This is a genomic window from Mesorhizobium sp. WSM4898 (assembly GCF_029625845.1).
Taxonomy (GTDB): domain Bacteria; phylum Pseudomonadota; class Alphaproteobacteria; order Rhizobiales; family Rhizobiaceae; genus Mesorhizobium.
The window spans coordinates 23,993-41,166 of the sequence record NZ_JARTVQ010000004.1; the positions used below are offsets into that span (position 1 = coordinate 23,993).

Genomic DNA, 17,174 nt, shown 5'->3' on the forward strand with positions numbered 1-17,174 from the left:
GGCTTCGAAGGCGGAGACGAGCATGGTCGAGCAGAAGAGAACCGTTCGGGCGCGCATCTCCGGCAAGGTGCAAGGGGTCAGCTACCGGGTTTGGGCGCGGGACGAAGCCGTGCGCCTCGGACTGACGGGCTGGGTGCGAAACGAGCACGACGGTTCGGTCACGGCGCTCATCGCCGGCGCCGACGCAGCGATCGACTCGATGGTCGATCGGCTGTGGCGGGGGCCTAGGGGCGCGACGGTCATCAGGGTCGAGGTCGAAGAACGCACGGACGACAGTGCACCTATCGGCTTCAGGATCATCGCCTAGGCAAGTCCGCCGAAATCAGCTTCCATCCACCCACGATATATGTGCGTATATTCCGATTTGTTACTTTAGCGCCGCATGATGAACATATTTGCTCCATAGCCGGAAAGGCGGGTGACGGAGATCAGGGGGCTCACCAAACAGTATCAACGGGGATATCCGATGCCGCAGCACAGTGCCAACGAGCAGTATCTGCTCGAGCTCATCAATGCTGAGCGCGCCAAGACCGGCGCCCAGCCCCTGGCCTTCGACAACGATCTCAGCGAAGCCGCCGAGGGCCACGACAAGTGGATGCTGGCCACCGACACATTCTCCCACACCGGTTCCGGGGGTTCGTCGCCGACGACGCGCATGACGAATGCCGGTTATACGCTGAGCGGCTCATGGGCCACGGGCGAGAACATCGCCTGGGCAACGACCCGCGCGCCGACCGGCTATGTCGACGAGGTCAAGCTTCTCCACACCAATCTGATGAATTCTCCCGGGCACCGGGCCAACATCCTCAATTCCAACTTCCGTGAAGTTGGGCTCGCCTTCGAGGTCGGCGACTACAAGGGCCGCAGCAGCGCCTTCGTCACCGAGGATTTCGCCAAGAGCGGCACGGATCTCTTCCTCACCGGCGTCGCTTTCGACGACAAGGACGGCGACCGTTTCTACGATCCGGGCGAAGGGCTGGGCACCATCACTGTGACCGCCAGGAACTCAGCCGGCCAGACCTTTAAGACCACGACCTCGGCCGCCGGCGGCTATGATCTAGCGCTGAAGCCCGGCACCTATAACGTCACTTTTTCTGGCGCCAATATCGCCACTTCGACGCAGACGGCGACAATCGGCACCAAGAACGTCAAGCGCGACCTGATCGACCCGGCAATGAAATCGGGCACGCTCGCGGCGACGGCATCGGCAGAAGATTCAGGATCCGATTCAAGCCACGCCCCGGCCGCGCCGACCAGCGGACCGAACACGGGCAACGGCACCAAAAACTGGCTCGCCGACTTCTTCGGCAAGCATCCTGTTGGCGACCGGGGCACGCCTGGTCTCACCGACTCCACCGACGCGCCCAAGCATGATGCGGTGGCCTTGGACAGCGACCAATTCTTGTTCCGTCACGCCTCGCACGCCAATCCGGACAACGCGCCGGATCCGTCGGACCATGTCCAGCAGGCTGTGGAACGGGCGGCAGCGGGGCTGCACGACCACCTGCCGGCCGACAATCCGGTCTTTGCCGACGCGGCCGATGCGGCGCAGTCCGCGATCACCAAGATCCTGGCGCAGATTGCCGGCCATTCCGACCATCAAACGACGGAACTCGTCGGCTGATCCATTCACCGCGGGCCGCGCCTCGATCGCGGCCCGCCAACCCGCCTCAAGCCGGGCGCGGTTTTTTCGGGGGTAACCATCTGACACGCTCGCCTTTAGCTGACCTGAAACCTTCCGAGCTTCGCAAGGCGCTCGCCTCCTTCCGCGGCCCGTATGCGGCCGTCGCCGGCCTCAGCGGCCTCATCAACGTGCTGATGCTGTCCGGTTCGCTGTTCATGCTACAGGTCTATGACCGCGTTCTGCCTAGCCGCAGCGTGCCGACGCTGGTGGCGCTGATCATTCTGGTCGCCGTGCTTTATGCCTTCCAGGGCGTCCTCGAAGCGATCCGTGCGCGCGTGCTGACACGCATCGGCGCCGGCATCGACGAGCTCATCGCCGGCCGCGTCTTCAACTGCCTCGTGCGGCTGCCGCTCAGAACGCCTGATCGCGGCGAAGGCCTGCAGGCGCTGCGCGACCTCGACCAGGTCAGCGGCTTCCTTTCCAGCCCCGGCCCGGGTGCGCTGTTCGATCTGCCATGGATGCCGCTCTATGTTGTGATCTGCTTTCTTTTCCATCCGTGGATCGGCGTCGCGGCGCTCATCGGCGCGCTGCTGCTGATCGCGCTGACGGCACTCACCGATCGCCTGGTCCGCGCCCCGACCAAGGCAATGTCCGGCTTCGGCACAAGGCGCGGCGCGATCGCGCAGGCGAGCGCCCGCAACGCCGAAGTGCTGGCCGCCATGGGCATGGGCGAGAGGCTGGCCGGGCGCTGGAGCCAAGCAAACAACGCCTTCCGCGAGGCGCAGGCGCAGGCGAGCGACCTGACGAGCGGATTGGGTGCGGCTTCGCGCATCATGCGCATGATGCTGCAGTCGATGGTCCTGGCGCTCGGCGCCTATCTGGTCATTTACCAGCAGGCCACGCCCGGCATCATCATCGCCAGTTCAATCCTGACATCGCGGGCGCTGGCGCCGATCGAGCTCGCCACCGCGTATTGGAAGCACTTCCTCAGCGCGCGCCAGAGCTGGCAGAGGCTGGTCGATCTGTTTGCCGCCTTTCCGGTCGACGATGGCGGCATGGAGCTTCCGGCGCCAAACGCGACACTCGCTGTGGAAACCGTCGGGGTGACGGCGCCTGGTGGACGGCGCATCCTGCTGGAGGATATCGACTTTTCGCTCGACGCCGGCTCCGGCATGGGCCTGATCGGCCCGAGCGGCTCCGGAAAATCCTCGCTCGTGCGCGCGCTCGTCGGCGTATGGCCCACGATGCGCGGCAAGATCCGTCTCGACGGCGCTGCAATCGAGCAGTGGCCGGCGCAGGCGCTTGGCCGCCATATCGGCTATCTGCCGCAGGATGTCGAATTGTTCGCCGGTACGGTCGCCCAGAACATCAGCCGCTTCGACGAGAACGCCATGCCGGAGGCGATCATCGAGGCCTCCCAGGCTGCCGGCGTGCACGACATGATCCTGCGCCTGCCCGAAGGCTATCAAACCGAGATCGGCGAGAGCGGCGCGGCACTTTCCGCCGGACAGCGTCAGCGTCTAGGCCTGGCGCGCGCGCTGTTCGGCAATCCGTTCCTCGTCGTGCTCGACGAGCCGAATTCCAACCTCGATGCCGCGGGCGACCAAGCGCTGACGCGTGCCATCGAAGGCATCAAAGCGCGCGGCGGCATCGTCATCGTGGTCGCGCATCGTCCCAGCGCCCTCGCCGCGCTCGACCACTTGCTGGTGCTGAATGGCGGCAGGCAGCAGGCATTCGGGCTGAAGAGCGAGATCGCACGGCAGGCTTTGCAGCCGGTGACGAAACCGCTGCATGCGGTCGGATCGGCGGGCTGAGATGAGGTCGGCAACTCCCGATTTCAAAGCCGATGCGTTGCGCGTGGTGCGCGACTTCGCATTGTCCGCCAGAGCGCGCGCGATCGCGCTGCTCGACCGCGGTTCGAAGCCGATCGAAGGTGCTTCGCCCCAGCAGCAGCGCTTGCGTCAGGCCATTCGCAGGAACGTCCGGGCGGGAGCGATCGCAGCGGCGCTGCTTGTCGGCGGGCTCGGCCTTTGGGCGGCATCAAGCAGTCTTGCCGGAGCCGTGGTCGCAGGCGGCCATCTGGTCGTCGGCTCGAACGTGAAGTCCGTCCAGCATCCGCAAGGCGGCGTCGTCGGCGCTCTCAACGTGCAGAACGGCAGCACGGTCGAGGCGGGCGACGTCCTGGTGCGGCTGGACGACACGGTGGCGCGTGCCAATCTCGCCATCGTCGACAACGGTCTCGACGAGCTCTCTGCCCGCCGCGCCCGGCTGATTGCCGAACGCGACGGCGCCCAGGCGGTGCTCTATCCCGAGCAGCTGTCGGGAAACGCGCATGCCCCTCAGATTGGTCATCTCATCGACGGCGAGAACAGGCTGTTCGCGCTGCGGCGGCAGGCGCGCGAGGGCAAGATTTCACAGCTACGCGAGCGCATCGTGCAGTTCCGTCAGGAGATCGCGGGTATCGAGGCCCAGCTCAGGAGCAAGCAGCAGGAGATATCCCTCACCAAGATCGAGCTCGAGGGCATGCGGGACCTCTGGAAAAAGAAGCTGGTGCCGATCTCGCGTCTGGCCGATCGCGAACGCGCCGAGGCAAGGCTCGACGGCGAAAACGGGCAGTTGATCGCCGCCGCCGCGCAGACGCGCGGGCGCATCAGCGAGATGGAACTGGCGATCATCCAGATCGATCAGGACCTGCGCAGCGAAGTGGCGGGCGAACTGAGGGAGATCGACGGCAAGATGAGCGAACTGCGCGAGCGTCAGATCGCGGCCGAACAAACGCTGAAGCAGATCGATATCCGCGCCCCGCAATCGGGCCGGGTGCATCAGCTGGCCGTGCACACGATCGGCGGCGTGATCGCGCCCGGCGAGGCGATCATGCAGATCGTGCCGAGCGCCGACGCGCTGGTGGTCGAGGCGCGCGTCGCGCCGCAGGACATCGACCAGGTGCGCATCGGACAGAACGCCACGCTTCGCCTTTCGGCCTTCAGCCAGCAGATCACGCCGGAAGTCGAGGGCCAGGTTGACCGTATCTCGCCCGACCTCATCGAGGACCAGAAAGCCGGGGTCGCCTATTACGCGGTGCGCATCGTGCTGACGCAAAGCAGCCTCAAACAGGCGGGATCGCTGGAACTGAAGCCGGGAATGCCGGCGGAGGTGTTCCTGAGAACCGGCGACCGCACGGTGCTTTCCTATCTGCTTAAGCCCCTGACTGATCAGGCGAGCCGCGCTTTCCGCGGCGATTAAGTCGCTCCGCTCTACAGATCCAGCCGAGGCTTGCGTCAGACCGAGTGCAGGCCCTTGCCCTTCGGCCTGAACACCTTCGCTTGCCCGCTTGAATTAATTGAACGTTCGTTTTATTATCTGCTTCGCAGAGGCAAACATGGCACGCACCACGGGTTCAGATGGCGAAAAAACCGAGGCGGCCGTTCGCGAGGCGGCGGTCGGCCTGATCGCGCGGCTCGGCTATGAGGCGATGTCGATGCGCCAGCTGGCGACCGAAGTCGGCGTGCAGGCCGCCGCGCTCTATCGCTATTTTCCCACCAAGGAGGATCTGCTGTTCACGCTGATGCGCGAGCATATGGAAGGCCTGCTCAAGGCCTGGGATGACGCGCGCCCGGCAGCGGCCGATCCGGCGGCGCGGCTCGCCGCCTATGTCGAGAACCACATTGCCTTCCATATCGAGCGGCGCCGCGCCACCCATGTCTCCAACATGGAATTGCGCAGCCTCTCGCATGAGCGGCTGACGCAGATCCTCAAGATGCGCACGGCCTATGAGAAGGAATTGCGCGCGATCCTGCGCGACGGCGCCGACGCCGGCATCTTCGAGATCGACGATGTCGGCCTGACCGCCATGGCGCTGATCCAGATGATGACCGGCGTCATCGTCTGGTTCCGTCCGGGCGAGCGGCTGTCGATCTCTGAAGTCACCACGACATATCTTTCGATGACAAGGCGGCTCGTCGGCGCGAAGATCGGCGCCGGCAGCGCAACGCGTCCCGTCCGACGCGCAAAGGAGGCCGCGGCACTTTGATTTCGCGCATTATCCTTATCGAAGTCGATTTCGGGGTCATGCGCCGGGAGGAACGCCATGTACACCAATACGCTGAACTTCGGGCTTGATGCCGACATCGAGGCGTTGCGCAATACCGTAAGGCGCTTCGCACAAGACAGGATCGCGCCAATCGCGGCCGATATCGACCGCTCCAACGAATTCCCGGCACATCTGTGGGGGGAGCTCGGCGAGCTCGGCCTGCTCGGCATCACCGCCGATCCCGACTTCGGCGGCAGCGGTATGGGCTATCTCGCGCATGTCGTGGCGATGGAGGAGATTTCCCGCGCATCCGCCTCGGTCGGCCTCTCCTACGGCGCGCATTCCAATCTCTGCGTCAACCAGATCAACCGCTGGGCAACGCCGGCACAGAAGGAGAAATACCTCCCTGCGCTCTGCTCGGGCGAAAAGGTCGGCGCGCTGGCGATGTCGGAATCCGGATCAGGCTCGGACGTCGTGTCGCTGCGGCTGCGCGCCGAAAAGCGCAACGACCGCTATGTGCTCAACGGTTCGAAAATGTGGATCACCAACGGACCCGATGCCGAGACCTTGGTGGTCTATGCCAAGACCGATCCGGAGCGCAATTCGCGCGGCATCACCGCCTTCATCATCGAAAAAACCTTTGCCGGGTTTTCGGTGGCCCAAAAACTGGACAAGCTCGGCATGCGCGGCTCGAACACCGGCGAGCTCGTCTTCGAGAATGTCGAGGTGCCGTTCGAGAATGTGCTGCATGAGGAAGGGCGCGGCGTCGAGGTGCTGATGTCGGGCCTCGACTATGAGCGCGCCGTGCTCTCCGGCGGGCCGATCGGGCTGATGGCGGCCTGCCTCGACGTGGCGGTGCCTTACGTGCATGAGCGCAAGCAGTTCGGCCAGCCGATCGGCAGTTTTCAGCTGGTGCAGGGCAAGCTTGCCGACATGTATTCGACGATGAACGCGGCGCGCGCCTATGTCTACGCCGTGGCCGGTGCCTGCGACCGCGGCGAGACCACGCGCAAGGACGCCGCCGGCTGCGTGCTCTTCGCGGCCGAAAAGGCGACGCAGATGGCGCTCGATGCCATCCAGCTGCTCGGCGGCAACGGCTATATCAACGATTATCCGACCGGGCGGCTTCTGCGCGACGCCAAGCTCTACGAGATCGGCGCCGGCACCAGCGAGATCCGCCGCTGGCTGATCGGCCGCGAGATCATGGCGGAGGGAGTGTGATGTCTCCCTCCGTCACCTCAGCAGAACGCCTTGGGCAGGTCGTCGGTCGGCTTGGCGACGATCTGATGCTCATCGCGCCACAGAACCTCACGCTGGCGCCGGGACGTGATCGAGCGCACAGGCAAGCCGCCCTCCTCGATCAGCCAGGCGCAATAGCGCGCACGGCTGATGGCTTCCTTGGCGTTCGGGTGGAACCAGCAGACGCCCCAAATCGGCTCACGGCGCTTGAAATGCCGCCCAACCCGGCCAGGAATGGGCAAATGCCGATTGAACCAGTCGAACTGATCCTCCAGTTCGCCATCGATCCAGTCCGGGCAGCCATTCCGGTACAAGTACCAGGACGCATGGAAAAAGCCGCTCTCTACCCGGCTCTTCGGATGGATCAGCGGCGTTACAAACCGCACATACATAGTGACACCCACAGCGCTTGCAGGCGCCGTGTTCCTTTTGCTCAAATCCGGGACGTGGAAAGCCGCCCTTCGGCGGCGTCAGGCCATGGCCGAGGGGAGACATTTGGTGAAACGCATATCGATGCCTTTCATCGTCGCCTCCTGAGGTGTCATTCGTACAAAAGATGCCGCGCTGCGCACGCAGCATCCGGGTGCGGGCTGTTACACTGGTTGCGTTGCGGCATCAAGAGGTGTGAGGAATAACGTGGCCACACTCCAAACCCAAATCTCCCCCTCCTCGGAAAGCTTCCGCGCCAATGCCGAGCGCATGCGGGCGCTGGTCGACGATATCGCCGAGAAGGCGGCGGGCATCGAGCGCGGCGGCTCGGACGAGGCGCGCGAGCGCCACCAAAGCCGCGGCAAGCTGCTGCCGCGCGAAAGATTGGCGCAACTGCTCGACACCGGCTCGCCTTTTCTCGAGGTCGGCCAGTTCGCGGCATGGTCGATGTATGGCGAGGATATTCCGTCGGCCGGCATCATCACCGGCATCGGCCGTGTCGAAGGCCGGGAGGTGATGGTCGTCGTCAACGACGCGACGGTGAAAGGCGGCACCTATTATCCGGTGACGGTGAAGAAGCATCTGCGCGCGCAGGAGATCGCGCTGCAGAACAAGCTGCCTTGCGTCTACCTGGTCGACAGCGGCGGCGCCAACCTGCCCAACCAGGACGAGGTCTTCCCCGACCGTGAGCATTTCGGCCGCATCTTCTACAACCAGGCCAACATGTCGGCAGCCGGCATCCCGCAGATCGCTTGCGTCATGGGCTCCTGCACGGCGGGCGGGGCCTATGTGCCGGCGATGTCGGACGAAACGATCATGGTGCGCAACCAGGCGACCATTTTTCTTGGCGGCCCGCCGCTGGTGAAGGCTGCCACCGGCGAGGATGTCAGCGCCGAGGAGCTCGGCGGCGCCGAGGTCCACACCAGGCTTTCCGGCGTCGCCGACCACTATGCCATGGATGACGAGCACGCGCTGGCCATTTGCCGACGCATCGTCAAGAACCTGAATCGGAACAAGGCCGTAAGCCTGAACTTACAGAAACCAGTATCACCGCTTCACGATCCGCATGAACTCTACGGCATCGTGCCGACTGATTTGCGCCAGCCCTATGACGTTCGCGAGGTGATCGCGCGTCTGGTCGACGGTTCCGAGTTCGACGAGTTCAAGCAGAATTACGGCACCACCTTGGTCACCGGTTTTGCGCATCTGCACGGCATGCCGGTCGGCATCCTCGGCAACAATGGGGTGCTGTTCTCGGAAAGCGCGCTGAAGGGCGCGCATTTCATCGAGCTCTGCTGCCAGCGCGGCATTCCGCTGATCTTCCTGCAGAACATCACCGGCTTCATGGTCGGGCGCAAGTATGAGGCCGGCGGCATCGCCAAGGACGGCGCCAAGCTGGTCACGGCGGTCGCCACGGCACGCGTGCCGAAGCTTACGGTGATCATCGGCGGTTCGTTCGGCGCCGGCAATTACGGCATGTGCGGCCGCGCCTATTCGCCCCGCTTCCTGTGGATGTGGCCGAATGCGCGCATTTCGGTGATGGGCGGCGAGCAGGCGGCGACGGTGCTCGCCATGGTCAAGCGCGAGGGCATCGAGCGCAAGGGCGGTGAGTGGAGCGCCGAAGAGGAAGCGAAATTCAGGAAGCCGATCCTGATGAAATACGACCATGAGGGTCACCCGCTCTATTCTTCGGCAAGGCTTTGGGACGACGGCATCATCGATCCGGCCAGGACGCGCGAGGTGCTGGCGCTCAGCCTCTCGGCGGCGCTCAATACCGGGGTCGAGGAAACGAAGTTCGGCGTGTTCAGGATGTGACGATGAGCGGCGTCAGCGATAGGATCCGCGTGCATACCGGCGACATCACCAGGCTTAAGGTCGATGCCATCGTCAATGCCGCCAATTCCTCGCTGCTCGGCGGCGGTGGTGTCGACGGCGCTATCCACCGCGCCGCCGGGCCGGAGCTGGTCGCCGAATGCCGCACGCTGAACGGCTGCAGGACCGGGGATGCCAAACTGACGAAAGGCTACCGGCTGCCGGCGCGCTATGTCATTCACACTGTCGGCCCGGTCTGGCACGGCGGGGGCGAGAGCGAGGCGGAGTTGCTCGCCTCCTGCTATCGGCGCTCGCTGGAGATTGCCACCGGTAAGGACTGTCGAACGATAGCATTTCCGGCGATCTCGACCGGCATCTACGGCTATCCGAAAGATCAGGCTACCGAAGTAGCCGTCGGCACGGTTGCTGTTTTTCTAGGCGAAAACGCCATCCCCGAGACCGTCACTTTCTGCTGCTTCGACGATCTGACTGCCAGACTATACAGCTCAGCCGTTGCTGCGATTGGGGGAGCCTGAACTTTATGACAAAGACGTTCCACCCGTTCACGAGATCGAGATTCTTGAGTGACCATCTAGCGACGCCGGCAAATATTCGATATTGCTCATCCTGCATTGTCTCATGGGGATGGGGTAAAAATGGCACGAGAATATCTGCGGAAAGCATCCGCGTCGATACTTGCAGGAATGCTTATGTGCGCCTCGTGCGGCGCTGTCGTCGCCGGGTCGCTGGCTGGAAGCGAGGGGGACAAGCGCTTTCCACCCTACATCCCACGCAGTCCCAAGGATCCGTGCAACAGGGCGTACAAGGCCTATCTGGCGGCGAGCGGCCATTCAGCCTACGCGACCACGCCTTATGCCCGGATCATGTCGTCTTATATCATCTGTGGTGGACACCTGAATGCGCCGTCCCAAAAAGTTGCGGAAGAGCTGGCGATGAAATCCTGCCTGGCCACGCGCGCGCACTACAAGGTGACTACGGGCGGCGCCTGCGAGATCGCCGCATCGAAGTAGGCCCGCGCCTGCCGAATTGGCGCTGCCCGTCGCAAACTCGGGAGGCTTCATGTTCGGCAAGATCCTGATCGCCAATCGCGGCGAGATCGCTTGCCGCGTCATCCGCACCGCGCGCAAGCTCGGCGTGCGAACAGTCGCCGTCTATTCGGAGGCCGACGCGCGAGCGCTGCATGTCGAGATGGCCGACGAGGCGGTGCATGTCGGCCCCTCGCCGGTCGGTGACAGCTATCTGCGCGGCGACAGGATCATTGCCGCGGCGCTTGCCACAGGCGCCGAGGCAATCCACCCCGGCTACGGCTTTCTGTCGGAGAACCCCGACTTCGTCGACCAGGTGACGGCGGCGGGCCTCATCTTCATCGGCCCGTCCGCCGCCTCGATCCGCGCCATGGGGCTGAAGGATGCCGCCAAGCGGTTGATGGAAAAGGCCGGCGTTCCGGTGGTGCCCGGCTATCACGGCGAAGCGCAGGAGATTGTGCTGCTTGCCACAAAAGCGCGCGAGATCGGCTACCCGGTGCTGATCAAGGCGCGCGCCGGCGGCGGCGGCAAGGGCATGCGGCGCGTCGACCATCCGGACGACTTCTCCGAGGCGCTGTCCGGAGCGCGGCGCGAGGCCAAGGCTGCCTTCGGCGACGACCGCGTTCTGGTCGAAAAATATGTCGACAAGCCGCGACACATCGAAGTCCAGGTGTTCGGCGACAATTTCGGCAATGTCGTGCATCTTTTCGAGCGCGACTGCTCGGCGCAGCGCCGCCACCAGAAGGTGATCGAGGAGGCGCCCGCCCCCGGCATGACGCCGGCGCTGCGCAAGGCGATGACGGAAGCGGCGGTGAAGGCCGCCAAGGCAATCAGCTATTCGGGCGCCGGCACGATCGAGTTCATCGTCGATGCTTCCGAGGCCCTCAAAGCCGACCGCTTCTGGTTCATGGAGATGAACACACGGCTGCAGGTCGAGCATCCCGTCACCGAGATGGTCACCGGCGTCGATCTGGTCGAATGGCAGCTTCGTGTCGCCGCCGGCGAAAAACTGCCGAAGGCGCAGAACGAGATCGCCCTTGCCGGACATGCCTTCGAGGCGCGCATCTACGCCGAGGACGCGGCCAAGGGATTCCTGCCGGCGACGGGCACGCTTTATCATCTCAAATTCCCCGACACAGTGCCGGAGGATGCCGCCATGCGCATCGAGACCGGCGTGCGGTCCGGCGATGCGATCTCGCCCTTCTACGATCCGATGATCGCCAAGCTGGTGGTGCACGCTAGGGACAGAACCACCGCGCTTGGCGCGCTGCGCAAGGCGCTGGCCCGAACCGAAGTTGCCGGCTCGACGGTCAACACCGCCTTCCTTGCAGCACTCGCCGCCGACGCCGATTTCGCGGCGGTCGATATCGACACCGGCCTGATCGGCCGGCATCAGGATGCTCTCGTCGCTGTTCCCCCGCCAAGCGATGAAGCGATCGCCGCGGCGGCGCTGGCAGCGACCGACGCAAGCACGGCGGGTCCGGCCGCCGATCCGTGGTTCTCGCTCGCCGGCTATGCGCATTTCCATACGCTGGCGCGCCGCACCCGGTTGCGTTACGGCGAGGAGAACATCCTGGCCCGGGTATCGGCGCGGCCTGACGGCCGCTTCCGGGTGGCGCTGGAGGCGCCGCATGACGCGATCAACGCGCACGACCTCAGGAGCATGCCGCGCAGCGCGCGCTGGCCGGGCCATGTCACGGTGTTCGAAGGAGCGGTCGGATATACATTCACGGTGCCGGATCCGCTGGCCAAGGCGGATGAGGCCGCGGCCGCGTCGGACAGCCTGCGCGCGCCGATGCCGGGATTGGTCAAGCTGGTGCGCGCGGCAGCGGGCGATACCGTTATCAAGGGCCAGCCGCTCCTAATCCTCGAAGCGATGAAGATGGAGCACACGATCGCCGCACCCCATGATGGGGTGATTGCCGAGATCGCGGCCGAAGGCGCGCAAGTGAGCGACGGCACGGTGCTGGTGCGGTTCGAGGACGCACGGGGCTGAGCTGCCGGTCGCCTTGGATCGGCAACGGGACAAACTGGCTGGGGCGGCAGGACTCCAGGGGGGCGCCGTAGAGCGCCGAACTGGCCTCCAAATCAGTGCCAAGGCACATACGAAAACGGCCGGGACAAATCCCGGCCATTTCCAATCGATCTGCAGAACGAATTACGGCTTGATCGGCGCGTATTTGCCGTCGTGCCACTGGTTGATGTCGTAGCTGGCGTTCTTCAGGTCGCCCTTCTCGTCGAAGATCACGTCGCCGACCACGGTGCTGATCGGCTTGCCGTCCTTCAGCGCCTCGGCGACCTTGGCCGGGTCGTCGGTGCCGGCGCGCTTGACGCCTTCGGCCACCGCCTGGATCACTGCATAGGAGAACAGCGTGAAACCTTCCGGTGTGAAGCCGCCTTGCTTGATCTTGGCCACGGCCTCCTTCGCTTCCGGCTTCGACTGCGGATCCGAGGGGAAGACGAACATGGTGCCTTCACCGGCCGGGCCGGCGATCTGCCAGAATTCCGGCGAGGCGATCGAGTCCGGCATGATCAGCTGGAACTTGACGTTCTGCTCCGCTGCCTGGCGCAGGATCAAGCCGGCCTCCGGATGGTAGCCGCCGAAATAGACGACGTCGGCCTTGAGCTCTTTCAGCTTGGTGACCAAAGCCGAATAGTCCTTCTCTCCGGCATTGATGCCTTCATAGTCGACCTCCTTGAGGCCGCCGGCATTCATGGTCGCCTTGACAGCATCGGCAACGCCCTGACCGTAGGCGCTCTTGTCGTGCAGGACGACGACGTTCTTGCCGGCATATTTCTTGGCGATCCATGGACCGATGAAAGCGCCCTGCGCATCGTCACGCGTGTAGAGGCGCATAATCGTCGGCCAGCCGGCCTTGGCCGCGGCGTCGGTCAGTTCCGGATTAGACGAGGCCGGGCTCATCATCAGGGTGCCGGCTTCGGCGTAGACGGCGGAAGCGGGAATGCTCGAGCCCGAGCAGGCATGGCCGTCGACGAACTTGACGCCGTTGGCAACGATGCGGTTGGCGACCGACACCGCCTGCTTCGGATCGCATTGGTCGTCCTGGATGTCGATCTTGATCTTGTTGCCGTTGACACCTCCGGCGGCATTGATGGCATCCGCCGCGGCCTGCGCGCCCTGCTTGAACTGATCGCCGATGTTGGCGAGCTGCCCGGTCATCGGGCCGACCACCGAAATCGTGATGTCGTCGGCGAAGGCAACCGATGCGCTCATCGTCAGGCCCAATGCGGCCGCGCTCAAAATACCCAATCTTTTCATGACAATAGAACTCCTCCACTTGCGCGCGGCCGTTCCGGCCACGCTTCTTCCAGAGAGCCGGGACAATTTCACCCTTCGCCGGAACTGTCGAGAGCACAATGTATCGGGATTTGGTTCATTCCGACGGGGAGTTCTTGGGCCAAGCCGCCGTTCCCATACAGGCGGTGACTGCGCAAATGCAAAAGCCGCGCCGGCCTTGTCCCGGCCGGTCGCGGCTTTTGCAGTCGAGCTTCCCGGCACCCCGCGCACCTGAACCCGCTCGCTTCCCTGTGTTGTCGCACGGCTTGAGTTCGTTGACCTGCCGCGTTCTTGGTCTGGTTAACCGGCCTTTTGCGGCCTTGTCCCTTAAGAGCTTCCGGCCCTTACCCCGCAAAATCAGTGCATCGTCATCCATTCGCGCGCTTCGCGCAGCGCCTTGGCGATCTCGGCCTTCGACATCGATGCCGACAATTCCGAGCGCAGCTCGGCGGCGCGGAGCGATCCCTTGATCGCGGCGATGTTGAACCATTTGTGGGCGGCAATGACGTCGGTCTCGCAATCGCGGCCGGTCGCATACATCATGCCCAGTTCGAAAAGAATGTCGGCCTGGGCAGTTGCCCCCATGGCGCCGAAGCCGGCTTCAAGCATTTCAAAGCGTGCCATTTCAATCCCCTGTCTGCTCCCGAGAGCTGCCTCCTTCTGTCCCTGGAATTCCCCTGGGCGGGCCGCTCTTTCGATGCTTTCGAGGATGACGGCTCGCCTTGAATCCGTCGTTAAATGGCTTGCTTAATTTGAAGAAAACAAAGCTAAAACAAGAGGTAAACGCGAAGAACCGTTAAGCATAGGAATCCAGCAATTCAGCCGATCTGCGCCAAATTCGTCGAAAATTTGAGGCGCGGGAATCAAGACTTCGCTAACCACGGAAACCGAAGCCTTTTTCGCCATCCGTTCATTTCCAGCGACCGACGCGGCCGAAATCCTTACAAGCTTCCGTCGCGGCACCGCTTTCGTTTTGGCGATGGCTGGATTAGCTTTACGTTTGCGTAAGGGACAGAGAGGCGGAACGAGGCCCGCCGGAACCCTAAAGGGAGGACAAGCATGTTTCGAAAAGTCAGCCTGGCCCTGGCGGCCACCTTGATGATGGCAGGCGCCGCGTCGGCCGACCCGATCGAGGGCAATTGGAAGACGCAGGCCGGATCGACAGCGGCGATCGCCGGCGGCGGGGCGTTTTCCATCACGCTCAAGTCCGGCAAATATGCCGGCAAGACGATCGGCTCCTTCAAGGCGACCGGCGACAACAAGTACACCGGCACAATAACAGACCCGGAAACCGACAAGACCTATTCCGGCAAGGCGACGCTTTCCGGCACCTCGCTAAAGATGAGCGGCTGCGTTCTGGGCGGGCTGATCTGCAAGACCCAGACCTGGCACAAGCTCTGACAGTCGAACGGATGACGATGCAAAAACGGGGCCCGGCGCCCCGTTTTCTTTTTGAGCGCCGTTTCTGAGCGCAGCGCTGGACAAGGCATTTCGCAGGCCTTGGCCGGGTCATGACCCCATCAGCCAATTTGAACCGCAGATGAATACCGGTCTCAGAACCGGTTCAGAGGCGTTCGGGCATTCTCCTCGCCATTGAAGGAGAGACCAATGCTTGTCCGCCGCTTCACCATCGTCTGCCTGCTGATGAGCCTGTTCGGCATGTTCTTCGCCATCCTCGTGGCCGAAGCCGGCCGTCCGGCGCGCTCACCGCGAATGGCCGATACCTGCCGGCTGGACTGCATGAACCATTTCGGCCGCTGACCAATACTCGAAACCGGAACGACCACCATGAACCGCATCGCTGCCTCCACCCTCAAAGCTCTTCGGCTCCTGCCGCGGGCGATGCTCATCCTGATGGTGCTTGCCGCTCCTGTGCTGGCGGTGCCGATGATGCGCGCCAACGCCGGTTCGGTCATCGAGGCGCCAACGCCGAAGAAGGCAGGCATCGGCTTCGTGCTGCTGGTCAGCCTGCAGCGTGGCTGACACGGCCAGAGAAAAATACTCCGCAAGGCGGGCTTCGCGCCCGCCTCCCCCTCCCAAGCGCTCTTCCAAATCCCTATATTGGGCCATGGAAAAGCGAATCTACCCCCAAGCCATCGAATCGGTCGTCATGCCGGAGCCTTTCGGCAGGCAGAGTTTTGACGACGCCAAGAAGGCGGTCGCGGCGCTGGAGGCGCTCTACGACCGCAACACCAAATTCCTGCGCGATTCCTTCGCCAAGCTCGCCGCCGGCGGCGACGAGAGCAGGCGCTACCGGGCCTTCTATCCGCAGATCGGCGTCACCACCACCTCGTTCACGCAGATCGACTCGCGCCAGGCCTACGGCCATATGCCGACGCCCGGGCATTTTGCCACCACCATCACCCAGCCAAAGCTGTTCGAGAACTATCTCGTCGAGCAGCTTCGGCTCATCATGCGCAATCACGGCGTCCAGGTCACGGTGTCGGAATCGACGACGCCGATCCCGCTGCATTTCGCCTTTCTGGAGGGCACCTATGTCGATGGCACGGCTGCCGAGCGGATCAGGCGGCCGATCCGCGACCTGTTCGACGTGCCGGATCTCGACGGCACGGACGACCAGATCGCCAACGGCACTTTCGAGGTGGCGTTCGGCGAGCCGAGGCCGCTGGCGCCGTTCACGGCCCAGCGCATCGACTATTCGCTGCACCGCATGACGCACTACACGGCGACCAGCCCGCAGCATTTCCAGAATTTCGTGCTGTTCACCAATTACCAGTTTTACATCGACGAGTTCGTGGCGCGGGCCCGCGAGCTGATGGAGAGCGGCGGCGGCGGTTACAGCGAATTCGTCGAGCCGGGCAACCTCGTGACTAAGGCCGGGGCCGGCGCGGCGAGCGAAGGCACCCCGCCACAGCGCCTGCCGCAAATGCCGGCCTACCACCTGAAGAAGTCGGGCCATGGCGGCATCACCATGGTCAATATCGGCGTCGGCCCGTCCAACGCCAAGACCATCACCGACCATATCGCGGTGCTTCGGCCACATGCCTGGGTGATGCTCGGCCACTGCGCCGGCCTGCGCAATACGCAGGCACTGGGCGACTATGTGCTGGCCCATGCTTATGTGCGCGAGGATCATGTGCTCGACGACGACCTGCCGGTCTGGGTGCCGATCCCGCCGCTGGCCGAGATCCAGGTGGCGCTGCAGGAAGCGGTCGCCGAGGTAACGGGACTTTCCGGCTACGATCTCAAGCGCATTATGCGCACCGGCACCGTCGCCACCATCGACAACCGCAACTGGGAACTGCGCGACCAGCGCGGACCGGTGCAGCGCCTTTCGCAGTCGCGCGCCATTGCGCTCGACATGGAATCGGCGACGATCGCCGCCAACGGCTTCCGCTTCCGCGTGCCCTACGGCACGCTGCTGTGCGTCTCCGACAAGCCTTTGCATGGCGAACTGAAACTGCCCGGCATGGCGACGGAATTCTACAAGCGGCAGGTGGCGCAGCACCTCACCATCGGCATCAGGGCGATGGAGAAGCTGGCCGAAATGCCGATGGAGCGGCTGCATTCGCGCAAGTTGAGAAGCTTCTCCGAGACTGCTTTCCAGTAGCCGAGGCAACTCATCGTCTTGCCCGGGCCGCAATTTTGCCGATAAGCAGGCCTGAGCGAGAGTATGTCGCTGCAAAAAGATGCCGGCGACATTCGGCAGAACACGACTGACCATGACAACAGGCG

At 63.8% G+C, this 17,174-nt stretch carries 17 protein-coding genes; 14 read left to right on the forward strand and 3 right to left on the reverse strand.

What is annotated here, in order from left to right; all coding sequences use genetic code 11:
• Window positions 1–22 precede the first annotated feature (22 nt).
• From P9228_RS19420 to P9228_RS19445, 6 genes are all read left to right on the forward strand, one after another.
• Window positions 23–307: an acylphosphatase gene (locus P9228_RS19420; RefSeq protein WP_095827202.1), complete on the forward strand. Its 285-nt coding sequence runs from the start codon at window positions 23–25 to the stop codon at window positions 305–307.
• A 159-nt stretch (window positions 308–466) separates the two neighbouring features.
• Entirely contained in the window at window positions 467–1,624 is a 1,158-nt protein-coding gene (locus P9228_RS19425; RefSeq protein WP_278054993.1) for a CAP domain-containing protein, read from the forward strand.
• Window positions 1,625–1,728: 104 nt separating this feature from the next.
• Window positions 1,729–3,438: a type I secretion system permease/ATPase gene (locus P9228_RS19430; RefSeq protein ID WP_278055464.1), complete on the forward strand. Its 1,710-nt coding sequence runs from the start codon at window positions 1,729–1,731 to the stop codon at window positions 3,436–3,438.
• 1 nt (window position 3,439) lies between these two features.
• Window positions 3,440–4,867, forward strand: coding sequence for an HlyD family type I secretion periplasmic adaptor subunit (locus P9228_RS19435; protein WP_278054994.1), 1,428 nt, complete (start codon window positions 3,440–3,442; stop codon window positions 4,865–4,867).
• A gap of 136 nt (window positions 4,868–5,003) precedes the next feature.
• Window positions 5,004–5,654, forward strand: coding sequence for a TetR/AcrR family transcriptional regulator (locus tag P9228_RS19440; RefSeq protein ID WP_067321049.1), 651 nt, complete (start codon window positions 5,004–5,006; stop codon window positions 5,652–5,654).
• A gap of 57 nt (window positions 5,655–5,711) precedes the next feature.
• Complete coding sequence (locus tag P9228_RS19445) at window positions 5,712–6,875, forward strand: isovaleryl-CoA dehydrogenase (protein WP_278054996.1); 1,164 nt, start codon at window positions 5,712–5,714, stop codon at window positions 6,873–6,875.
• Window positions 6,876–6,892: 17 nt separating this feature from the next.
• Here the strand turns inward: P9228_RS19445 and P9228_RS19450 are convergent, their stop codons facing one another.
• Window positions 6,893–7,285, reverse strand: coding sequence for a hypothetical protein (locus P9228_RS19450; RefSeq protein ID WP_278054997.1), 393 nt, complete (start codon window positions 7,283–7,285; stop codon window positions 6,893–6,895).
• A 244-nt stretch (window positions 7,286–7,529) separates the two neighbouring features.
• Between P9228_RS19450 and P9228_RS19455 the strand changes: the two genes are divergently transcribed.
• The 4 genes from P9228_RS19455 to P9228_RS19470 all read left to right on the forward strand — a co-directional run bounded on the left by P9228_RS19455 (window position 7,530) and on the right by P9228_RS19470 (window position 12,176).
• Window positions 7,530–9,137, forward strand: coding sequence for a carboxyl transferase domain-containing protein (locus tag P9228_RS19455; protein WP_278054999.1), 1,608 nt, complete (start codon window positions 7,530–7,532; stop codon window positions 9,135–9,137).
• A gap of 2 nt (window positions 9,138–9,139) precedes the next feature.
• Window positions 9,140–9,670, forward strand: coding sequence for an O-acetyl-ADP-ribose deacetylase (locus P9228_RS19460; RefSeq protein ID WP_067321035.1), 531 nt, complete (start codon window positions 9,140–9,142; stop codon window positions 9,668–9,670).
• A gap of 120 nt (window positions 9,671–9,790) precedes the next feature.
• Window positions 9,791–10,165: a hypothetical protein gene (locus P9228_RS19465; RefSeq protein WP_278055002.1), complete on the forward strand. Its 375-nt coding sequence runs from the start codon at window positions 9,791–9,793 to the stop codon at window positions 10,163–10,165.
• A 49-nt stretch (window positions 10,166–10,214) separates the two neighbouring features.
• Window positions 10,215–12,176 carry an acetyl/propionyl/methylcrotonyl-CoA carboxylase subunit alpha gene (locus tag P9228_RS19470; RefSeq protein ID WP_278055003.1) on the forward strand — a complete coding sequence of 654 codons (1,962 nt, stop codon included), beginning with the start codon at window positions 10,215–10,217 and terminating at the stop codon, window positions 12,174–12,176.
• Between the two features lie 162 nt (window positions 12,177–12,338).
• On the opposite strand, the gene P9228_RS19475 is transcribed toward P9228_RS19470, so the two are convergent.
• Window positions 12,339–13,460, reverse strand: a complete 1,122-nt coding sequence (locus P9228_RS19475) for an ABC transporter substrate-binding protein (protein WP_067321025.1) — start codon at window positions 13,458–13,460, stop codon at window positions 12,339–12,341.
• Between the two features lie 375 nt (window positions 13,461–13,835).
• Window positions 13,836–14,102 carry a sel1 repeat family protein gene (locus P9228_RS19480; RefSeq protein WP_066997543.1) on the reverse strand — a complete coding sequence of 89 codons (267 nt, stop codon included), beginning with the start codon at window positions 14,100–14,102 and terminating at the stop codon, window positions 13,836–13,838.
• A 435-nt stretch (window positions 14,103–14,537) separates the two neighbouring features.
• On the opposite strand from P9228_RS19480, the gene P9228_RS19485 reads away from it, so the two are divergent.
• The 4 genes from P9228_RS19485 to P9228_RS19500 all read left to right on the forward strand — a co-directional run bounded on the left by P9228_RS19485 (window position 14,538) and on the right by P9228_RS19500 (window position 17,049).
• Window positions 14,538–14,879, forward strand: a complete 342-nt coding sequence (locus P9228_RS19485) for a DUF2147 domain-containing protein (RefSeq protein WP_127217155.1) — start codon at window positions 14,538–14,540, stop codon at window positions 14,877–14,879.
• A 207-nt stretch (window positions 14,880–15,086) separates the two neighbouring features.
• Window positions 15,087–15,239, forward strand: a complete 153-nt coding sequence (locus P9228_RS19490; RefSeq protein ID WP_164747131.1) for a hypothetical protein — start codon at window positions 15,087–15,089, stop codon at window positions 15,237–15,239.
• Between the two features lie 27 nt (window positions 15,240–15,266).
• Entirely contained in the window at window positions 15,267–15,461 is a 195-nt protein-coding gene (locus tag P9228_RS19495) for a hypothetical protein (protein ID WP_278055009.1), read from the forward strand.
• Window positions 15,462–15,588: 127 nt separating this feature from the next.
• On the forward strand, window positions 15,589–17,049 hold the full coding sequence (locus tag P9228_RS19500; RefSeq protein ID WP_245299647.1) for an AMP nucleosidase: 1,461 nt from the start codon (window positions 15,589–15,591) through the stop codon (window positions 17,047–17,049).
• Window positions 17,050–17,174 lie beyond the last annotated feature (125 nt).